We start from the raw sequence: 21714 nt of genomic DNA, 5'->3' as shown, positions 1-21714 counted from the left end.
ATACTAGGGATGAATTAGGAGGAGTTCTTAATGGACTTATCAGGTAAAACATATGTAATCATGGGCGTTGCCAACAAGAGAAGTATTGCTTGGGGTGCTGCACGTGCACTAGACAAAATGGGTGCAAAGTTAGTATTCACTATTTTAGGTGAACGCTTTAGAAAAGAAATTGATAAATTACTTACTGAATTAGAAGGTGACCACGATATCATCGTTGAGTGTGATGTATCAAACGATGAAAACGTCGAACAAGCTTTCAAGGAAATCGGTGAAAAAACAGGTGGAATTGATGGTGTGCTTCACGCTATCGCATTCGCAAATAAAGGTGAACTACAAGGTGGCATCAGTGAAACATCTAGAGAAGGTTTTAAACTTGCCTTAGATATTAGTGCATATTCACTATTAAGTGTAGCTAAACATTCTAAAGCTATCCTTAATGAAGGTGGGAGTCTAGTTACAATGACCTATCTTGGTGGAGAGCGTGCTATGCCTAACTATAATGTAATGGGTGTTGCTAAGGCTGCCTTAGATGCTAACGTTCGTTACTTAGCCTATGACCTAGGTGAGTCAGGATTCCGTGTTAACGCAGTATCTGCTGGACCAATACGTACACTCAGCTCATCAGCTGTCGGTGAATTTAAAACAATCCTTAAAGAGATTGAACAACGTGCACCATTACGTCGTAATGTAGATCAGCTTGAAGTGGGTAACACGGTTGCCTTCTTACTAAGCGATTTATCTAGTGGTATTACCGGTGAAGTCGTACATGTTGATAGTGGTTACCACATCATGGCATAAAAAATAACCTGGAAATCTTAAATGATTTCCAGGTTATTTTTTATATATAAATTACTCGCCAAGTTTGAATGTATCAGTAACATGCCAAATTCCGTTGTCAAGTTGGACACAGAGACTAATCTTATCTAGCACTTCACTGTGCTCAATACCAATCATTTTTAGGTGACTATATACATCTTCGAATTTTTGTGTCGTATCCTCTTGAGCCAATGTGAAATGTGGGACAAATGGGTGAGTTGCTTCACCATAAAAATCTCCATTATTAAAGGCTTCATGGATAGAATTTAGTATTTCGTTAGGCTCGACCTTAAAATAAATTACTTGAGCTGTTGGTGCAAAGCTAGAAACTTTTTTAATCTCGATCTCAGTTGGTTTGTGTTGAGCCGCAACGCTTTTAATAAATGATTCAATCTGCGGTTTCTCATGTTCTTCAGCTTCGAAAGCTTCTTTTACTGTAATATGTGGTGCGATATATGCATATCTGCAATCGTAGCGTTTACGATATTGGTTTACAGTGTCTTGAAGTTTTTTTGAAGGAAAAAGTGCGATTCCAAATTTCATTTAAAATGCCTCCCTAAACGATATGTTTCAAGTATATCACTTTCAGAAAAAAAATTGTATACGTTTTCTATTGAAAAAAATATAACAGCACATTTTTTAATTCTGGCTTCCAAGTTTTCCAAATATGCCCACCTTCGAGTTCCTTATACTCGTATTCTAATGGCTCTTCTTCTAGGACTGCCTTTAACTTTCTATTCGGTGTTAAGAAGTCAGCTTGTTCGCCCATAATGGTTGTAAAATCATCTTCTTCTAAACCGATAGTATGATAGATATTTAAATTTATTAAATTCATATTATCTTTGAAACGGTTTATAAATTCGTCATCTACAAATGGACTGAAGGCAAGCACTTGGCCAAAGGTATTCGGATAAGTTAAAGCAGTGGATAAACTAAAGCTACCTGCTAAACTTTCACCCATGAGCAGTCTTGAGTTTGCCATTTTTAAAGTTGAGAAATTATTATCTATAAAACTATTTAATTCTCGCCCAACAAATGTTACAAAATTTTCATGGTGTTCTCCATTAGGGTTGAAATAATGTTTTCTCCACTCGACAGAAGGATAGGGTACGCCTACAATAATTGTACGCTGAATTTCCTCCGTTTTTTCTAGTTTTTCAATCAATCTTTCAATCTGACCATATTTAAAAAAATCTTGTGAATCAAATGTTATAATGACATTATACTTATAAAGGTCAGAGTAAGACTTAGGTAGGTAGTACTGTACATCAAAAGTTTCATTACAAGCACTAGACTCGATAGAAACCGTATGAACTTTTCCCGGTGTTTTATCCATAAAATTTCCTCCTTACTCATGTATATTACCAACTTATGTATTAAGATAACATGTATTTAGTTTAAGCTTTCAATTTAGTAGGAAATATTATATAACAGTGATACAATATGAACACATTCTAAGGTTAGAGGTGCCGCTTTATGACTAAAAAACTTTGGTTCCAAAGTGGTATAGCACTCATAATTACTTTTGTCATTATCTTATTAATTATGCAGGTTCAAGTCATTTTTGAGCCGTTTTTAACAATAATTATGACGATCTTCTTCCCGGTATTAATCGGGGGAATGCTATACTACATCACTGAACCAATACAGCGATTTCTAGAGAAGAGGAAAGCCAATAGGTTGGTAAGCATCCTCTCTATATTCATCATTATTTTAATTGTTATTGCAATAGTAACTCTAACCGTCATTCCGATGGTTACAGAACAAATTCAAAATCTAGTTTCACGTTTACCTATTTTACAACGTGAAGTTGAAAACACAGTAAATTATTTACTCAGTCAACGAGATCGCTTGCCATTTGATATTGATCTACAGTCGATCACTCAAGATGCATTAGATGTTGGTACGAATATGCTAAGTGGTTTTGTATCAAATGCGATTTCAATTGTTTCAAGTACAGTGAGTGTGCTATTGATGCTTGTTCTTGGACCGTTCTTCTTCTTCTTTATGCTGAAGGATCACCAAAAATTTATTCCATCAGTTACTTCACCATTTTCTGGAACATTTAAGCAGTTCTTAATTGAACTTTTATATGACATCGACAGAACATTACGTTCATTCATCCAAGGTCAGATGCTAGTATCATCTATACTCTGTGTAATTTTATATATCGGTTATACACTAATCGGTCTTGATTATGCTTTACTACTAGCAATTTTTGCCTTATTCATGAACATCGTACCGTTCGTTGGTCCTTGGGTTGCATTTATACCAGCTGGTTTACTCGCCTTAATCCAAGATCCGATCATGTTTATTTGGGTATCACTAATTACGCTTGTGGCTCAACAAATTGAAAGTAACTTGATAACACCGAATGTCATGGGACAGTCACTTGCTCTACATCCATTAACTGTAATTACAATTGTCCTTGCAGCAGGTAATATCGCTGGATTCATAGGAATCTTAGTTGCGATTCCAACCTATGCTGTCATTAAAACAATCATTCAAAACATTTGGAGATATCGCCAGAACCTTAAAGATACAATGCTCAGTGACATCTCAAATAAAGCATAACTTAACTAAAAAGCAGGAAGGTCTCTATAGAGATTTTCCTGCTTTTTTGTCTTTTCTATTTGTTCAAACGATATAAGTAATAGAACACATAAGGAGGCAAACAAATGAATCCAATCGCATATCTTATCAATAAGGGTTTTACAGTGACATCTGATCCAAATCGTTATCAAAGTGGTGTTTGGGGGTTGAGAAATTACACTGTGAGGGGCTACAATTACGATCAATTTTGTGGAGGGTACCACAGAGCCTATGATTTAGCTAAATATGACCGAGCACCGATACCCGCAGTCTTTGATGGTGTAGTCACTTCAGGAACGAGTGATTTTGGAAATTTTGGTGGTACCGTAGTGATTGCGAATAAGAACCTTGGCTACCAGGTGATTTATGGTCATCTAAAACGACCACTTTCAGTCAAAATAGGCCAGTCAGTTAAAGAAGGGGACATTATAGGATATCAGAGTAATACGAATTACGATAACGTAGCTATGGCGAGTCACCTTCATATCCAATTTCAAAAATATGGGTTTATAGTGGGGGAAAGAAATTTTGTCTGCACTGGAATTAATCCTCTAGCAATCAATGTCAGTCCAAAAATTTATAAGCAGGCTTGGCTCTGGAGTGGTGGATTTTTAACTAAATATCCAATTAACATAAGAGATTATCCTTCAGTAAAGGCAAAAAGATTAGGAATTACAAGAAAAAATATGAAGTTCTACTTCGATAAATTATACGAGAATGATGGCTACTGGTGGTTACGATGTACTTTAAATAAGAAGACTGTGTTTATTGCAGCAGGTAAAAAAATATCTCAGGTCAATTTTACAGATACCAAGTTATATGGAGAGATTTCACATTTAAATACAGCAAAAGGGAAAGAATAAAATAATCCATGTACAACCTTAGTGTTGTACATGGATTTCTTCATCGTTATCAATTTCATAGAGCACTTTGTTAATTTCGACTTGGTTTACTGCTTCAACAAGGAAGTAGGCAACGATTGTGTAGACAATGATACCGCCAATAAGTAAAACATTCGCTTGAATGACACTAAGTAGAAGTGCAGGCATAAATACGACTAAAGTAAATAATACGAGCATGAGGATTCTATAAGAAGTGATTTTTCTTTGTGCATCCATTAGTCTTGAAGCATACTTTTCATTGACCTTATTCATGTCGATATCACGACCATCCACATATAGCTTGTTAATTTTAATATTTCCATGCAGTTCATCTGTGACGTAACGCAGATCCATATGATTATTTTTCCACGTTAGTAGATTAAAAAATGACATAAATTTTCACCGCCTTCTTTAAGTATAGATAATAATCTATTGATTTAATCTTATTATACATTATTTTTTTAATCAATATGGCTTAAATTGGAATTATTTTATTTTCTTAAAGACTCTAGACTTATCAGTAAATGAGGAGTAGAATTTTGTTAATAAGAAGTATTAAGTGATGTACATGAATTTTGAGGAGGAATTAAAATGGCGAATAAAAAAGGTAGTGAAAAAGAATTCTCTAGACGGGACTTCTTAAAGACAACCGGTGCAGCAACAGGTGGAATTATTGGAGGTTCACTTTTAGGTGGGCTTGTAGGATTTAACTTAAATGATTCCTCAGGTTCTGAGAGTCAAACTTCAGAAGACACAGCCTCGGAAGAATCATCAGGGTCTAACGGTGGAACGACTGACAACGCAAGAATGTTTTTCCACAATGACACTGATTTTGATACAGTCACAGCAGCAATGGAAAGAATCTTCCCGGAAAGTGACGTAGGACCAGGTGCAGAAGAACTAGGTTGTGCTTACTATTTAGATGGACAATTAATGGGTCAATATGGATTTAACTCAAAAGAATACATGCAAGGTCCTTTCGAAGAGGCCCTACCGACTCAAGGCTATCAATCTAATCTAAATCGAAGAGACTATTTCATGCTAGGTATTAGAAAGTTAAATGAAGAAGCAAACAGTAGACATGATGCAAACTTTGCTGATTTAGAAGCTGGACAAATGGATGAAATCTTAACAGACTTCCAAGAAGGTAATGTTGATTTAGATGTACCAAGTCATACAGCAACAAGTAGCTATTTCTTTACTATGCTGCGCTCAGCCACAATCGAAGGTGCTTATGCAGATCCAGTTTATAGAGGAAATAGAGATATGGCAGGCTGGAAGATGAAGCAATTCCCTGGCCACCAAATGTCATATATTCAATATATCGAAGATGATGAATTCCATGAAATTGAACCATTACCTGTATATGGTATGGGACATTAAAAGTTAAGTATATATAGATTTATAGGGGGATAAATTATGGCAACAACTTTAGATAAAGTAGATGTAGTAACGGTCGGTGTAGGCTGGACTGGTGGTATTATTGCAGCAGAAGCGACTAAAGCAGGCTTAAGCGTAGTTGGATTAGAACGTGGAGTTAAACGTGGTACTGAAGACTACCAGCACGTGCATGATGAACTAAAATATGCAGTACGTTATGAGTTAATGCAGGACATTTCTAAAGAAACACTAACATTTAGAAACAGTCCTGATGAAAAAGCACTACCAATGCGTCAACAAGGTTCATTCTTATTAGGAGAAAATCTTGGTGGGGCAGGTACGCACTGGAATGGTCAGACATGGAGATTCTTACCTTATGACTTTGAAATTCGTTCCATGACTGAAGAAAGATACGGTGCAGAAAAACTAAAAGATGAAAGAGGATACCAAATTGAAGACTGGGGTATCACTTACGATGAGTTAGAGCCTTACTTCAATACTTTTGAAAAAACTGCTGGTATCTCAGGTGAAGAAAACCCTCTTGGTGGACATCGCTCTGAACCATATCCAACACCGCCAATGCTTAAGTCTAAGACATTAAAAATGTTTGAAGAAGCGGCTAAAGGATTAGAACTAGATCCAATCATGATGCCTTCAGCAAACTTAAGTGAACAGTATGAAAACCCAGATGGTCAAACAATTAATGCCTGTCAGTATTGTGCCTTCTGTGAACGTTTCGGTTGTGAGTATGGAGCTAAATCTTCTCCTGAAGTTACAGTTATTCCAAAGGCACAAGAGAGTGATGATTTTACCTTACGCTTAAATGCAAATGTTGTTGAAATTATCACTGATGAAGATGATGATAGCAAGGTTTCTGGTGTGAAATTTGTCGATACTATCACTGGGGAAGAATTTATTCAACCTGCAGATGTTGTTGCATTAACAAGTTATGTGTTCAACAATTATAAATTGTTAGCAGTGTCAGACATCGGTGAACAGTATGATCCAGAAACAGGTGAAGGTACACTGGGTCGTAACTACTGTTATCAAATCTTCGGCGGTGCATCTGGATTCTTCGATGAACAGTTCAACACATTTATGGGTGCTGGTTCACTTGGTATGGCTCTAGACAACTACAATGGAGATAACTTTGATCATTCTGATTTAGATTTCTTACATGGTGGTAATATTGCCATTACACAAACAGGTGCGAGACCAATATTGAGTAACACTGTGCCAGAAGGCACTCCATCATGGGGCGAAGAATTTAAAGAAGCTTCAATACACAATTATACTCGTACACTACGTGTTCAAGGACAAGGATGTACACTGCCGCACAGAGATAACTATCTCTCCATGGATGAAGATTACAATGATGCCTACGGTGTACCACTAGTTCGTTTGACTTATAACTTTAAAGAACAAGATAAAAATAACTCAGCATTTTTAGTTGAACGTTGTGCGGAAATTTTAGAAGAAATGGGCGCTAAAGAAATACTTAAAGATGGTGAATTAGGCGATTACGATATTGTCCCTTATCAATCGACACACAACACAGGTGGTACTACTATGGGTGCGAGTCCTGACAACAGTGTTGTAAACAATTATTTACAACATTGGGACCGTGACAATTTATTCGTAGTGGGTGCCGGTAATTTCCAACATAATAGTGGTTATAATCCAACAGCTACTGTTGGGGCATTGGCATATCGTTGTGCAGAAGGTATAATTAGATATGCTGAAGACGGCGGACGCTTAGAATAGAAGTTAGGTGATGTCAAATGGAACCAAAAAACAAGGACAGTCGAAAGAAGCGGGAAGTGACAGAACATACTGAAGAAGAGGTAGTCAGAAAACGCAAAAAGGTAACTAAAGAAGACCCTTATGCACCGCTTACTGACCATCTTGAAGACTTAAGACGTGTGCTCATTAAGTCAGCCTTAGTTATATTTGCTATGTTCTTAATCATATTCTCTACTGTTGGTTGGTGGTTTCCGGTCGTTTCAAAAGGTGCGGATATCGTTGTTTTAGGACCATTTGAAGTAATTCGATTTTATCTTAGAACATCAGGTGCAATCAGTATTGGTTTCTCAATACCATTCATTTGCTGGTTTTTATGGCAGTTTATGAGACCGGGCCTTGTTGATAAGGAAACGCAGTTTCTAAAAGGTTCCTTACCAGTCATGCTTATTTTATTTTGTATTGGTTTAGCCTTTGGATATTTTATTGTACATCCTTTAAGTTACTTTTTCTTAATTGAAATGGGAGAGCAAAACTTTAACGTACTTGTGACTGCTGATGAGTATATGTCGTTTCTACTTATTACAACAATACCGTTTGGACTCGTTTTCCAATTGCCAGTTGTTGCGATGTTCCTTCATCATATTGAACTCTTAAGTGTGGATGTAATGACATCTATGCGTAAATATGCTTATTTTATCTTGATGGTAATTACGGCATTAATTGCACCACCTGATGTCTTTACCCATCTTGTTACCTTAATACCAATGATACTACTCTATGAAGTGAGTATTATTTTGATTCGACGTAAGGAAAGAAGAGACGCGGCAAAAGAGAAAAAGGCACAAAAAAATGCATAATTGAAAACGATCACTGATTGGAATAGGCTAAGCATCTTGCTTAGCCTGTTTTTTGTTAAAATCTATATAATATTGTCTATTAGCGTCAATTTTCATGTATAATAATTTAAGTTGAAAGGTGGTAAGCGGAAATGAAAACAACAATGCTTCTATCTCTAATAAAAGTTAAACAAACACATGGTACTTTTCCTGATATTGTAAGAGATATAACAACAGATTCAAGAGAAGTGGATGAGACCTCAGTCTTTGTTGTGCTAAAGGGGCATGTAACGGACGGTTTATCTTTTGTCGAGGATGCAATTGACAAAGGCTGTCGTTTCATAGTGTCTGATCGCCATATTGAATTACCAGAAAATGTAGGATTATTAATTGTAAAGGATCCAGCTAAAACTGCGGCCTTGTTCTCTGAATATATTTATGACTTCCCGCACGAAACACAGACTATGATAGGTGTGACAGGCACCAACGGTAAGACAACAGTCTCCACGATGATTCATAATTTGAGCATGGCTTTAGGTAAAAAAAGCGCTTATCTTGGAACCAACGGTTTTATGATAAACGATATCCACACGAATTCCGTCAATACTACACCAGAGACAACCAGATTACACAAACGTCTAAAAGATGCAAGTGATAGTGACGCAGAAGTATTTACGATGGAAGTTTCATCTCATGGTTTAAAGCTCGGGCGAACGTTTGGAATCAATTTTGATATCGCAGTGTTTACCAATCTGACTCAAGACCACTTAGATTTTCACCATAGTATGGACGAATATGGCTATGTTAAAGGACTTTTATTCTCACAGCTTGGCCAAGATGTAAAAAAACATAAATATGTCATTTTAAACGATGATGATTCTTGGTCAAATGTCTATAAAGATATGACGCCATTTGAAACAATTACTTACGGTATGCATGACACAGCAGATTTTTACCCTACTGATATAGAGGGGAGTTTAGAAGGGTTTAATTTTACTTTGAATACACCCGAAGGACAGTATCAAGTGAACTCTCCATTTGTCGGTGACTATAATATACAAAATCTGATGTGCGCGATTATTTCTGAATGGTTACAAGGTTATTCTTTTGAACAAATACTACAAGCAGTGCCTGGAATGAAACCTGTTGAAGGTCGCCTTGAAGTGCTAGATCCGACATTACCAATCAATATCATCATTGACTTTGCACATACACCCGATGCCTTAAGAAAAGTGATTAATACAGTTCAACCTTTTGCAAATGGCAAGTTGATCTGTCTGGTGGGTATGACAGGGGAACGAGATTATACAAAAGCTAAGGAAATGGGTGAGATTGCAACCTTAGCAGACTATGCAATCTTTACGCCTGATAATCCAGCTAATGATGATCCAAAAATGCTGGTTAAGCTCTTAGAGGAAGGTGCGACGCATGAAAACTTCGTATCTTATACAGACCGTGAAGCAGGTATTATTCACGCTGTAGATATTGCTAAACCCGGAGATACTATTGTCTTGGCATGTAAAGGAAGAGAACCTTATCAAATTGTCGAAAATTATGTAAAAATGCCTCATAGAGATGATCTTATTGCCCTAGACGCAGCGTATAGAAAATACAAAGGCGATGACTATGAAAAAACACTCGATTAAGATTAATGATGTGACAATGAGTGTATATGTAGCCCTAGATGAAATGAATTATATCGTGAGCATACCGGATCTATCTTTTGCTATGAAAATTGCTAAAGGTATGACGACCAATGAAGTTGAACAAGAAGCGATGTTACATCTTTTTTCTTTTATGGATGAAAGAGAGAGTAGTGAAATTGCCAATGAAATTGGCTTAGCAATCGGTAAGATTTAAGGAGATTAAAATGGATATTAAAACGGAAATTAATAAGAGAAAAACTTTTGCAATCATTTCTCACCCTGATGCGGGGAAAACTACGCTAACAGAAAAGTTATTACTTTTTGGTGGTGCGATTAGAGAAGCCGGAACTGTAAAAGGTAAAAAGACAGGGAAATTTGCAACAAGTGACTGGATGAAAGTCGAACAAGAGCGTGGTATCAGTGTGACGAGTTCTGTCATGCAATTTGATTTTGATGGTTATAAAATTAATATCCTTGATACACCAGGACACGAAGACTTCTCAGAAGATACGTATCGTACTTTGATGGCAGTAGACTCGGCTGTCATGGTAATCGATGCAGCAAAAGGGATTGAACCTCAAACCTTAAAACTATTTAAGGTTTGTAAAATGCGTGGTATTCCAATTTTCACATTCATCAACAAGCTCGACCGTGTCGGTAAAGAACCTTTTGAGTTGTTAGAAGAAATTGAATCGACATTGGATATAGAAACGTACCCAATGACTTGGCCAATTGGTATGGGTCAAAGCTTTTTTGGTATTATCAACCGTCGGACGAAGACAATCAATCCATTTAGAGAAGAAGGTCAATTAGCACTAAATGAGGATTATGAGTTAACAGAACCACACGATATATCAGAAGACTCAGCCTTTAAAGCCTCACTTGAAGAGTTTATGTTGGTTGAAGAAGCCGGTGATGAATTTGACCCAGCTAAGATATCCAGTGGGGATTTAACACCAGTATTCTTTGGTTCAGCCTTATCAACATTTGGTATTGAAGAGTTTTTAGACACTTATGTAGATTTTGCACCAGCACCTACAGGACGTGAAACGACAGAAGGCCAGATAGTAGAACCTCAAGATGATGAGTTTTCTGGTTTTATCTTCAAAATTCAAGCGAACATGGATCCGAGACACCGTGACCGCCTAGCCTTTATGCGAATTGTCTCAGGGAAATTTACCAGAGGTATGGACGGAACGCTTGCACGTACCGGAAAGAAATCTAAAATTACCAGAGCCACAATGTTTATGGCTGATGATAAAGAAACGATTAATGAAGCCTATGCAGGTGACATAATTGGCCTATATGACACTGGTAACTATCAAATTGGTGATACTTTATATAATGGCAAAAAACGTGAGTATGTAGATTTACCACAATTTACGCCTGAAATCTTTATGAAAGTCACTGCTAAAAACGTGATGAAACAAAAGCATTTCTATAAAGGTATTGAACAGCTCGTTCAAGAAGGTGCAATTCAATATTATAAATCAATGCATACAAATCAGCCTATACTTGGTGCTGTTGGTCAGCTTCAGTTTGAAGTTTTCGAACATCGTATGAAGAATGAGTACAATACGGATATAATTATGGAACCAATCGGTAAGAAAATTGCGCGTTGGGTAGAGAATGAAGAAGATATTACAGATGCGATGCATTCACCAAGAGCGAACTTGGTATATGATCGCTATGACAATAAGGTCTTCCTCTTTGAAAATGATTTTGCTATGCGTTGGTTCAGCGAGAAGTATCCTGAGATTAAATTATATAGTCTTTTATAAAATAACTTTACTTTTTACAGTAGATAGCATATATTATAAAAGAATTAACAAACACATAAGACGAACCTTCTATAAGGGGAGTAACGAATAGGAAACTATCAGTGCGTCGTCACTACGGAGTAATCCCGGTGTACTGAGCAATATATAATATTGTATCGTGAGACCTTAACAGAGCTTAGGCCAAAGTCTAGGCACTGTTATAGGTCTCTTTTTGTGTTTGAAATATTTAAATATGGGAGGAATTATTTTGGATACAGCGGTTTTATTAGAATACCTGTGGGTTTTAATCGTCTTAGTAGGTTTAGAAGGACTACTTGCTGCGGATAATGCAGTTGTACTTGCAGTAATGGTTAGACATTTAGAGCCTGTAAAACGTAAGAAAGCCTTGTTCTACGGCCTTTTAGGAGCCTTTGTTTTCCGTGTTATTGCTATTTTATTACTTGTTTGGCTCGTACAATGGTGGTGGGTACAAGCTTTAGGTGCGCTTTACTTGTTCTATGTGTCAATTTCACACTTAATCGAAATTAAGAAGAAATCAAATACTTCAACTGAAGAACTTGCAGAGAAACAGAAAGATAAGAAAGAATCTGGTTTCTGGATGACAGTGTTAAAAGTTGAGTTAGCCGATATTGCCTTTGCAGTAGATTCTATATTAGCAGCTGCAGCAATTGCACTTGCTTTACCGGCTGTTGGTGGAGACTTCTTTGGTGTTAATGCGGGTCAGTATACAGTCATGTTAATCGGTGGTTTAATAGGTGTCATTATCATGAGATTCTTCGCGAACTACTTTGTTGAATTACTTGCAAAAAGACCATCACTTGAAGTTGCAGCCTTTGTCATAGTTGGCTGGGTAGGTGTAAAACTTGCGGTCTTAACACTTGCACATGATGCGATTGGTGTTATTCCTCACGACTTCCCACACTCAACAACTTGGAAGATTATCTTCTGGGTAGTAATGTTGATTATTGTTCTAGCAGGTTGGTTCGGTGGTTCTAAAAAAGAACAAAATGTTACAGAACCTAAATCCTAATGGTTTTAATTGGCATGTCATTTTAAAAGGTCTTATAATTATTGATAAGTAATTAGGATGGAGTGATATGAATGTCAGACGAAAGAGAACGTCCGATTGACCGTGATAAGTACAGACGTACAGCGAGAAATTTCACTGATAGAAAAAGTGACGATGCCAGAGATAAGGATCGTTATGAATTCTCTAGACAAAGAGAATACGACAGAGAGTTTGGCGGAAGTGAGGAAGCAGTCACTCACGAAGAAGCTAAAGATGATAGTGTCAATGAAGAATCAGTAAAGATAGAAAATAGAATGAGAGATTCACATGATACTAAAGAAAAGACTAAAGGTAGTTTCGGTTTTAAATCGTTCTTAATACCTTTAATTGCTGGTATTCTCGGTGCTTTACTCGTTTTAGGTGTGTACGCATTATTTACTTCTGACAACGAAGAGAGTGAAGTAAGTACAGACGAGAATACTGCAGCTGACCTCGATTCTAACCAAGATGTTTCTGAAGTGAAAGAACAATTGGAAGCTGATAATGAAGGTAAGGTTATCACAGATACAACTGCAGCAGTCCAAAAAGCAAAACCTGCTGTTGTTTCAGTCATTAATATGCAGAGAATGGAATCTATAATTCCAGGCATGACGACGGACTCTGGTGAAGCGGAAGAAGCGGGTAGTGGTTCTGGTGTTATTTATAAGGTAGATGGCGACCTTGCCTATGTTGTAACGAATCACCACGTTGTCGATGGTGCTGAACAAGTCAAAATCAACTTAGAAAGTGGCGATTCTGTCGATGCCGATATTGTCGGTACTGATATTTGGACGGATTTAGCTGTCCTAAGTATTCCAGCAGATGTTGTAGAGAGTACAATTGAGTTTGGGGATAGTAGTGATTTACTAGTAGGTGAACCAGCAATTGCTATCGGTTCGCCACTCGGTGAAATATTCTCTGGCTCTGTCTCTCAAGGTATTATTTCTGGCTTAGACCGGTCTGTACCAGTAGATTTAGATGGTGATGGCTCTAACGACTGGGAAGCGAGTGTATTACAGACCGATGCAGCCATCAACCCAGGTAACTCTGGTGGAGCCTTAATTGATAGTAATGGTCGACTGATTGGAATTAATTCAATGAAAGTCGGTATTGCTTCTGTTGAAGGAATTGGGTTTGCAATTCCTGTAAATGAGGTACAAGAAGTAACAAGTCAACTAGAAGAAAATGGTGAAGTGATTCGACCATTCTTAGGCATTACCTTACAGGACTTGCTAAATGTTGCATCGTCACAAGTATATGATCAACTGAACTTACCTGAAGATGTTAAAGGTGGCGTCATCGTTACGAGTGTCCAAGATGGCTCCCCTGCTTCAGAAGCAGGTCTTCAACAACTCGATGTCATTACTCAATTAGATGGTGAACCAATTAAGAATATGGTTGAGTTACGTCAGCATCTTTACTATGAAAAACAATCTGGCGAAGAGATGGTTATCGATTTTTATAGAGATGGTCAACAAGAATCATTAACTGTCACTTTAGAATAGTTGAAAAATAGGCTGTAAAAACTTCAATATTTATTAGAAACGGTGATTTCTGTTCATTACAGAAATCACCGTTTTATTTGACGAACTATCGTTATCACTCTTTTCCTAAGAATAATTTCGTGTATAATATGACTGTAATAAAACATTTAGAAATGGATTGGGGATAGTAAATTGTTGAGAGATGCTAAAAAAACTAATGGTTTGAGCCCTCAGCGAGCAATTTTAATGTACTATTTGATTGCCTTAATATTGGCAACAGGGCTATTAAGTATCCCAGTAATTTATTCTGATGGATCAATTCCCTTTATAGATACAGTATTTATAGCTGCTTCCGCCTTGTCAGTGACAGGCTTGAGTACTGTAACTCTAGTTGAAACATTCAACCAAGCAGGTTATATCATCATTATGTTTTTAATGAACCTTGGTGGTATTGGGATTATGGCAGTAGGGACTTTGGTTTGGTTGTTAATCGGTCGTAAGATCAGCGTTAGGGAAAGAAGACAAATTATGACGGATAATGCGCGTCATCAGACTTCTGGAGCAGTTCGTATGGTCTTAGACATCTTTTCCGTCTTGTTACTCGTTGAATTTATAGGCGCGATAATTTATGTTTCTTATTTTTATAATGCAACAGGTGATTTCGCTTATGCACTTTTACATGGTACATTTTTATCTGTTTCAGCGACTACCAATGGTGGGCTTGATTTATACAGTAATTCTCTAGTCCATCAAAGTGGTAACTTTATAATACAGATTCCAGTAATGTGTCAAATCATTCTAGGTGCGATTGGATACCCTGTATTAATAGAGGTGAAGCATTATTTTCGAAAGAAATCACCTGGTTTTAATTTTTCATTATTCACTAAAGTAACAGTGTCCACTCATGCAATACTTTTAGTTATAGGTATGTTTTTTATATTACTGTTAGAATTACCAAGATTTTTTAAAGACAAGAATATCTTAAATTCCATTGTTGACAGTTTGTTTTTATCTACCACGACAAGAAGTGGAGGTATTACGACAGTGCCTGTTGATCAATTGGCTGAACCTACACAAGTTATTATGAGTATGCTCATGTTTATTGGTGCTTCACCTTCTAGTGCGGGTGGTGGTATAAGAACGACTACATTTATAATATTAGTTTTATTTTTGGTTAGCTTTGTAAAAGGAAGACAGGATGTAAATGTCTTTAAGAAACGTATCGCTAAAATAGATATCCATAGAGCTTTTGCAGTATTTATACTAGCGATGATATTAGTCTTCTTTGGTGTTTTAACAATATTAATTACTGAAGGTGACAAGTTTACGGTCATTCAAATTATTTTTGAAGTGACCTCAGCCTTTGGGACTGTTGGAGTATCAACAGGGATTACACCAGACTTATCAATTTTAAGTAAGGTAATTATTATTCTATTCATGTTCATAGGTAGAATTGGATTTGTGTCATTCCTGTTATCTATTGCTGGTAAGAAAAGAGAATTGACTTACCGCTATCCTGAAGAAAGACTAATGGTTGGATAAGACGAGGAGGAACCCTCTATGGTGTCGGAATTTTTTAATATCAAATTATATATCACACAGCATATGCATGATCGTTTGGGAAAAAAAGAAGGTGTAACCTTTAGTAAAATATCTAGTGCTGTCAACAGTATGAAATTGACTGAGGGTTTAAAACGACCTGTATTTTGTGACTTAGGTGGAACTCTAGGTGGTGCTTCGACTATAAAAGTGCCTCAGGATCCTCAGGTCATGAGTATGAATTATTTAAAGTATCGCTTTGCAACTTTAAACGATATGGATTTGAACTATTTGGATCGTACAAGTAAGGCGATGCGGGCAACATATTTCCCGTGGGTATGTACGAATGTGGTGCAGAAACATACGCATGAGCCATATTTTGGCCAACCTTACCGCATATTAAATGTTAATAGAATGAAAATCGCTGTACTAGGGGCATACGGTGGGTATGAGGAAGAGAAGACAAAGCAAGTAGCCATTGAAAACTTACAGATTTCCTTGAAAAAGTGGCTGAGATATATACATAGTTTAGAAAATCCGGACTATGTGATCGTCTTTGTTTCCAATCTAATAGACGAGCAACACATCGATGCACTTAAAAATAGTATCGAAGGTGCAGGTATATTAATTACTGGGGCAGACTATGAAAGTGATTATAAAAAACAAACAGAAAGTATGACCATTAGTCGTAAACATGGTGAAGCTGTTCCATTATTCCATCATGTACACAATGGTCATATTATGGAACTGGACATTAGATTTAAAACTAGAGTAAATACATTTGAATATCTTGGACATAGTTTAGCAATGCGTGATGAAGAGTTTGCGAAGTTAAGAGAAGACATTGAATATTTGGACTTAGTTCATCGCTATCTATAAAAAAAACTAGGCAATCAATTGATTGCCTAGTTTTTTACTTGCTTATTCAATTCCAAAACCATCTCCGTACTGGTTCTCAGCACCTTCTTCAGCATAAGGTGGCTTAGATTCTAATTCATAATTTTCAAGTAAGTCTGTACTGACTTCCGTAACGGGTTGGATTTGTTCACCCAATCTAATGTTAATAAGATCATTTGGTTCAGATGGATCTAATGCAAGCATTTCTCTAATTGAATTAGAGAGTGCAAATAAATGTTCCTCATCTGGCCATGCATAATAGATGCCATTTGATTCACTTGTAAAGCCTGTACCTTGGAGTTGTGTTGATTCAAAAGCTACATCGTTAAATAAGTAATGAGATGCAAGGGAACGAATATCACTTGTTGCAAAGTTGTGACTCGTATTGCTCGTAAAGATTTGAATTAAGTCATCAACTTGGGACAGTGAGCTAAGTGATTGTGCTTGTTTAATAACAGCTTCAATCAGTTCCATTTGTCTTACACCACGACCAAGGTCGGAGTCAACACTTCTGTTTCTAATGACAGCAAGTGCTTGTTCACCATCAAGGTGCTGCTCACCTGCTTGTAAACCGTTCATGTCATAAGGCACGTTAAAGTCAACGCCACCAATCGCATCTACGATCTCAACAACTGCGTTCATATCGACTCGAACAAAGTAATCGACAGGCACATTCAATAGGGACTCAACAGAATCCATAGCACCAGTTGGACCTGCAAATGCGTGAGCATGGTTGATTTTATCGAAATAGTTTACCGAACTAATATAAGATAAAGTATCACGAGGAACGTTCACCATTTTTACATCGTCATTTTCTCGGTCGAAAGTTGCTAAAATCATACTGTCGGAACGGAAATTATCCGCATTGATTTGTCCATCTTGGGTTCTTTCTGCATCAGCATCAATACCGAGAATGAGTACAGTAAAGCTATCATTCGAAGCATCGACGTCATCTACACGCAGTTCAGAGCGGTCACGGTCAATCTCTTCATATGAATCAGAGACCCCGCTGTTAAACATGTTAAATAGGTAAAGAATATAAATTACAGCAGCTAGGAGGACGACACCTAGAATAATAAATATAGTCCAAAGAATTTTTTTCATTTAATTACCCACTTTAGAATTTTTTCAATGTTAATGTAAATATATATTTATGGTCATTCAATGTCAATCATAGCATGTAGTTAGTATTCAAAAATAGCAATAAAAAAACCAGGATTTGAACGATTCATTCAAACCCTGGTACATTTTGATTTATGCAGTCGTATCGTCTACAATTTCATATCTTCTATGGTTAACAACTGTTTTCTCGAACATTTCATGTTCGTCAAAGTTGTCGTTAATTGTAATATCAACTATTACAGAGTTGTCATTAATCTTTTCAACTTTACCGAGCATACCATCAAATTTAACAATGTTACCTACTTTTACATCTAATTCTTCTTTGTCTTTCTTTTTCGCGTCCATGTCATTTCCTCCACTGTTCTAGAATATAATGTATGACATTATACCATACTTTGGATAAAAAACCAGTAGGTCGGGTTAAATCGTTGTCGTTTCTTCACAAATAGAATTCCTTTCTAATTTTTTCTCTGGTCGTTCGTCTAATATTTTTAGCAGTAGAAAGGCTGACATTTAATTTTCTTGCAGTGTGAGATAATGGAAAGCCTAATAAACTATCTTCCAACCATTGTTTTTCTTTATTGTTTAAGTTTTTATTATAGCTGAAAAGAAAATCGTATATATCATTATAAGTCACATTTGTACTTTGGCTCTGAAACGTTTGTACTGCGTGTTGATACCGTGATGTTTTTCTAATCTGATCTATCAGTCTTTGTTTAACAATCGTATAGACAAATTGTGCTTCTGAACAAGATGTACGAGATGAGTCAAACTTCTTTAAAGCCTCAAAAGTTGCAATTCTACCGAGTTGCATATATTCATCCTGCTCGAATTTTATATTAAGTTTGAATATAATACTGTGTATCATTGGTTCATAAGCTAAAATTTTTCCATCAAGCACTTTAAGTCCTATCTGAATCGATTCCTTCTTATTTCCGGATAGCTACAATATATAAATTTTTATAGAAAAAAGATAAGAGCTTAAAGTAAAAAAAAGAATGTTAAAACAACCTTATGTTACATTTTGTTAAGTATATTGTTTAATGATGTTAATTAAGCGCTCTGCAGGTTACAATAAGTATGTCTTCTAAATTTGATAACGAGGTGACTATATGCTTACTGTTCCAGAACTGACACCCCAAGTCTTATATATTGAGCCAATTTTAGATGTCCATCATTTATGTCAAGCGGTCTACCAGGATAGGAAAGTTTTAAGTAAAAAATCATCTGAACAATGGATAGATGATATATTAATCTATTTTTATTCTTCTAATCTTAAAGTTAAGCGTAAAAATGTTAAACTAATACATAACATACATAAGTTACAACCTATAGTGATTGATGAAAAGTTTCATTTTGTATTATTTCCTTTAAACAGTAGCCGTTTTAAGAATCCTTTTTGGGTAAATTTAAGACAACTATTAGAGTTTAGACAATCTGGTCATCATTTAGTGATTAAATTTGTATCGGGATTGGAAGTCAAAGTGGATTATGACTATAAACGTGCAATGAAGCAATACGATAACACCTTACATATATTAGATAGAACGGTTAAACATAATGATATAATGCGGCAGTATTTCACTGACAAAACAACGGAGTGATAAGATGAGTCTATTGCTGGTAACTGGCTTGTATAAACAAGAAGATGGCCGTTTTGTGGGAGGTTATTCCATAGCTGAATTGTTAAGTCAGTATACTCAAGATGACATTTATCTGCATACAAACTTTAGTACGACTGAGTATGATCAAACGAAAATATTAAAAAAACATTTGAGGCAGCAAGGTATAATGACAGATTATGCAAAATCCGTTGCGGTAGATTACGGCACTTTATATGCTGATACTTTTAATGCTGGTTCTAATTTGTTTGAGACTTTTAAGAACAATGAAAAATACTTAAAGAATATTAGCCAAATTATTCTGACCACTGATATCAATGAACGCGACTATAGAGTGATTACGAATTTTGCGATTAATCATAAGGTGCCTATTACTGTCTTTACATGTAATGAATTTAAAATAAGAAATACTGAAAATATGACGATTGTTGAAGTTGATGGTTCCGGCTTGCCGAATTATCATCTTCACAAAGAAAAAATTATTGAGTACTTACAGCATAAAAATATTATTGATACTAAGCGCGTGAACCAGCGCAACTTGCCACCAACTAAAGTGAATAAGGCAGGGAAAAATATTTTACAGTTAATCTTTATAGGTCTCAGTCTATTTCTCATGGCATATTTAGGATTTTTACTGATGGACCGCTTGAGTGGGACAGAAAGCCATATTGAAAGCAATATAGAGTGGTCACAATCCATTGATCATCCAGACTGCCATACAGTACTTGAATGTAAAACGCTCGGGGATTCATATCTAAATGAGCTCAGTACATATATTGATTTTGGTGATGAACCACACATATTCTTTGAAAATCGCTCAAGAGAATATTTTATAGATTATCAGGTTGAAGGTACTGAGTTAACAGATATAACGGTGAAAGGGGACTTACCAGCTGGTAACGAAGGTGAGTTTATAGATCTGTGGCACACATTGACAAGGGTATTTCCTGAGCAATATTTAGACGCTATACATACTTATCGTTTGTTCTCTGACGGTGAAGGAAATACTGCAGCTTTTGTGTCAATTGAAAGAGATGGAGCGACCTTAGGCATAGATGTCAGAGATAATTTAGACAAACCATCCACATATAGAAATTTAATCCACGAATTCGGGCACTTGTACTCATTACCAATTGATGATTTCACGAGTGATTGTGATACCACAGATTTAAACTGTCTAAAAGAAAACACAATTCTCGATGACTTTAGAGATCGATTTTGGAGTCAATACGATGAACAGTGGCATGAAAACTCAGGTAAAAGTCAGGCCCAGATTGAAGGATTCTATAATAATAATGTAACTGCATTTTATACACCATACCAAGCGACTAATGTGAAAGAAGACTATGCGATTACTTTTATGCAATTTATTACAGACAAAATTCCTTCTAATAGTTCTCAACTAAGAGATGTTAAAGTACAATCTATGTATGAGAATAATGACTTGGTTGTTATGAGAGTAAATATATTAGAAGCATTTCTGCAGTTGGAGAAGGAGAGAGCATCTTGAAGTTAAAAGTTAAAGTGAAGGATTTTGATCTTGGCGTTTCTATAACTAAGATTGATATCCCCGAAGAATCAACAGTAGACTTTCTGTTAGGAAAGTTGTTACAAGAAGGATTAATCTTTGAATCCTATTTGCCGACTATGAAAGTCAATGGCTATTCATATGGGGAAATGCATAAATTAAAGACAAATAGTTTATTTCACGGTTTTGAAAAAGTTGTAATGGCTTCAGACAGAGTAGAACTAACATTAACACAAAAACGCAATGAGTCGGGACACAAGGCAGGTCAGCTACTCTTAGATTACTCACAGCTCGTCAATGTTATCGATAAATTTAAAGCTGAGGAAAAGGACCCGGAAACATTATATGGAACTGTCTTTTTTATTCAGCAGGAAAAACACCAATACTTGGTTCGTTATGAAGAACATGGCTTTGAGTTCTATCACTTCAAATTACAGTATGAAAATGCATTTAAAGATGAGGACCGTTTTCCTTTCTTAATACTGGAATTGAAAACCAAAGAAGAACTCACCAAAAGTGAATTGAAGTGGATTAGAACGATTATGTTTCCTGCAAAAGATAGAATTAATCCAATCATTCATCTAGAAGTGTCGAAGTTGAATCAAGGTATTATCGATGAATTAACTACACTTGTTCATCGTGTGATGGTTGTTATTGGTAAATTCCAGAGAAATAAGACAGACTTCGTAAAAGAGAATAAGTTGCCATCATATGTGCAGCTTAATGAAAAGAACTCTATAGGTTTTGTAGATATGGGTCAGTTAGAACGTATAGTAGAAAGAAGTACAAAATAAAAATA

22 protein-coding genes are annotated in these 21714 nt (G+C 36.2%); 16 read left to right on the top strand and 6 right to left on the bottom strand.

Annotated features, from left to right (window positions below):
- Positions 1–30 precede the first annotated feature (30 nt).
- Complete coding sequence (fabI, locus tag EYB29_RS10365; RefSeq protein WP_166627203.1) at positions 31–798, top strand: enoyl-ACP reductase FabI; 768 nt, start codon at positions 31–33, stop codon at positions 796–798.
- A 51-nt stretch (positions 799–849) separates the two neighbouring features.
- Here fabI and EYB29_RS10360 read toward each other — a convergent pair whose 3' ends face one another.
- Together EYB29_RS10360 and EYB29_RS10355 are read right to left on the bottom strand one after the other, a co-directional pair.
- Entirely contained in the window at positions 850–1359 is a 510-nt protein-coding gene (locus EYB29_RS10360) for a 2'-5' RNA ligase family protein (RefSeq protein WP_166627202.1), read from the bottom strand.
- A gap of 67 nt (positions 1360–1426) precedes the next feature.
- Positions 1427–2152 carry an alpha/beta hydrolase gene (locus tag EYB29_RS10355; protein ID WP_166627201.1) on the bottom strand — a complete coding sequence of 242 codons (726 nt, stop codon included), beginning with the start codon at positions 2150–2152 and terminating at the stop codon, positions 1427–1429.
- Positions 2153–2292: 140 nt separating this feature from the next.
- On the opposite strand from EYB29_RS10355, the gene EYB29_RS10350 reads away from it, so the two are divergent.
- Positions 2293–3390 carry an AI-2E family transporter gene (locus EYB29_RS10350; protein WP_026867425.1) on the top strand — a complete coding sequence of 366 codons (1098 nt, stop codon included), beginning with the start codon at positions 2293–2295 and terminating at the stop codon, positions 3388–3390.
- Positions 3391–3494: 104 nt separating this feature from the next.
- Positions 3495–4271, top strand: coding sequence for a M23 family metallopeptidase (locus EYB29_RS10345; protein ID WP_166627200.1), 777 nt, complete (start codon positions 3495–3497; stop codon positions 4269–4271).
- A gap of 18 nt (positions 4272–4289) precedes the next feature.
- Here the strand turns inward: EYB29_RS10345 and EYB29_RS10340 are convergent, their stop codons facing one another.
- Complete coding sequence (locus EYB29_RS10340) at positions 4290–4643, bottom strand: hypothetical protein (RefSeq protein ID WP_240921866.1); 354 nt, start codon at positions 4641–4643, stop codon at positions 4290–4292.
- Positions 4644–4880: 237 nt separating this feature from the next.
- Here EYB29_RS10340 and EYB29_RS10335 point away from each other — a divergent pair, with 237 nt between their 5' ends.
- From EYB29_RS10335 to EYB29_RS10290, 10 genes are all read left to right on the top strand, one after another.
- Complete coding sequence (locus EYB29_RS10335; protein WP_026867428.1) at positions 4881–5672, top strand: gluconate 2-dehydrogenase subunit 3 family protein; 792 nt, start codon at positions 4881–4883, stop codon at positions 5670–5672.
- A gap of 36 nt (positions 5673–5708) precedes the next feature.
- The gene (locus tag EYB29_RS10330; RefSeq protein ID WP_026867429.1) at positions 5709–7433 is read left to right on the top strand and encodes a GMC family oxidoreductase; all 1725 of its coding nucleotides are present in this window, start codon (positions 5709–5711) and stop codon (positions 7431–7433) included.
- Between the two features lie 17 nt (positions 7434–7450).
- The gene (tatC, locus tag EYB29_RS10325) at positions 7451–8269 is read left to right on the top strand and encodes a twin-arginine translocase subunit TatC (protein WP_026867430.1); all 819 of its coding nucleotides are present in this window, start codon (positions 7451–7453) and stop codon (positions 8267–8269) included.
- A 131-nt stretch (positions 8270–8400) separates the two neighbouring features.
- A complete protein-coding gene (locus EYB29_RS10320; protein ID WP_026867431.1) occupies positions 8401–9894 on the top strand; it encodes a UDP-N-acetylmuramoyl-L-alanyl-D-glutamate--2,6-diaminopimelate ligase in 1494 nt (497 codons plus the stop codon).
- Positions 9875–10108: a YueH family protein gene (locus EYB29_RS10315; protein WP_026867432.1), complete on the top strand. Its 234-nt coding sequence runs from the start codon at positions 9875–9877 to the stop codon at positions 10106–10108. The genes EYB29_RS10320 and EYB29_RS10315 overlap by 20 nt, the downstream gene beginning before the upstream one ends.
- A 10-nt stretch (positions 10109–10118) precedes the next feature.
- Positions 10119–11675: a peptide chain release factor 3 gene (locus tag EYB29_RS10310; RefSeq protein WP_166627199.1), complete on the top strand. Its 1557-nt coding sequence runs from the start codon at positions 10119–10121 to the stop codon at positions 11673–11675.
- Between the two features lie 247 nt (positions 11676–11922).
- Entirely contained in the window at positions 11923–12705 is a 783-nt protein-coding gene (locus EYB29_RS10305; protein WP_026867434.1) for a TerC family protein, read from the top strand.
- A gap of 71 nt (positions 12706–12776) precedes the next feature.
- Positions 12777–14228 carry a S1C family serine protease gene (locus EYB29_RS10300; protein ID WP_084145826.1) on the top strand — a complete coding sequence of 484 codons (1452 nt, stop codon included), beginning with the start codon at positions 12777–12779 and terminating at the stop codon, positions 14226–14228.
- A 225-nt stretch (positions 14229–14453) separates the two neighbouring features.
- Entirely contained in the window at positions 14454–15749 is a 1296-nt protein-coding gene (locus EYB29_RS10295; RefSeq protein ID WP_156889184.1) for a TrkH family potassium uptake protein, read from the top strand.
- 18 nt (positions 15750–15767) lie between these two features.
- Positions 15768–16625 carry a bifunctional UDP-sugar hydrolase/5'-nucleotidase gene (locus EYB29_RS10290; protein WP_166627198.1) on the top strand — a complete coding sequence of 286 codons (858 nt, stop codon included), beginning with the start codon at positions 15768–15770 and terminating at the stop codon, positions 16623–16625.
- Between the two features lie 42 nt (positions 16626–16667).
- Here EYB29_RS10290 and EYB29_RS10285 read toward each other — a convergent pair whose 3' ends face one another.
- The 3 genes from EYB29_RS10285 to EYB29_RS10275 form a co-directional block, all read right to left on the bottom strand.
- Positions 16668–17747, bottom strand: coding sequence for an LCP family protein (locus EYB29_RS10285; RefSeq protein ID WP_166627197.1), 1080 nt, complete (start codon positions 17745–17747; stop codon positions 16668–16670).
- A 150-nt stretch (positions 17748–17897) separates the two neighbouring features.
- Positions 17898–18110 (bottom strand): DUF2187 family protein, encoded by a 213-nt coding sequence (locus EYB29_RS10280; RefSeq protein ID WP_035857234.1) that lies wholly within the window; start codon positions 18108–18110, stop codon positions 17898–17900.
- A 94-nt stretch (positions 18111–18204) separates the two neighbouring features.
- Positions 18205–18666 carry a sigma-70 family RNA polymerase sigma factor gene (locus EYB29_RS10275; protein ID WP_166627196.1) on the bottom strand — a complete coding sequence of 154 codons (462 nt, stop codon included), beginning with the start codon at positions 18664–18666 and terminating at the stop codon, positions 18205–18207.
- 211 nt (positions 18667–18877) lie between these two features.
- On the opposite strand from EYB29_RS10275, the gene EYB29_RS10270 reads away from it, so the two are divergent.
- Genes EYB29_RS10270 through EYB29_RS10260 form a run of 3 tightly spaced genes read left to right on the top strand, consistent with a single transcriptional unit; the run spans position 18878 to position 21709 of the window.
- Entirely contained in the window at positions 18878–19369 is a 492-nt protein-coding gene (locus tag EYB29_RS10270) for a competence protein ComK (RefSeq protein ID WP_166627195.1), read from the top strand.
- A gap of 4 nt (positions 19370–19373) precedes the next feature.
- Positions 19374–20897: a hypothetical protein gene (locus EYB29_RS10265; RefSeq protein WP_166627194.1), complete on the top strand. Its 1524-nt coding sequence runs from the start codon at positions 19374–19376 to the stop codon at positions 20895–20897.
- Complete coding sequence (locus EYB29_RS10260; RefSeq protein ID WP_026867439.1) at positions 20894–21709, top strand: hypothetical protein; 816 nt, start codon at positions 20894–20896, stop codon at positions 21707–21709. The genes EYB29_RS10265 and EYB29_RS10260 overlap by 4 nt, the downstream gene beginning before the upstream one ends.
- The last annotated feature ends 5 nt before the right edge of the window (positions 21710–21714 follow it).

It is taken from the genome of Jeotgalicoccus sp. S0W5 (assembly GCF_011634875.1).
Lineage (GTDB): Bacteria > Bacillota > Bacilli > Staphylococcales > Salinicoccaceae > Jeotgalicoccus > Jeotgalicoccus marinus.
This window is presented reverse-complemented; position numbering and strand designations above follow the sequence as displayed.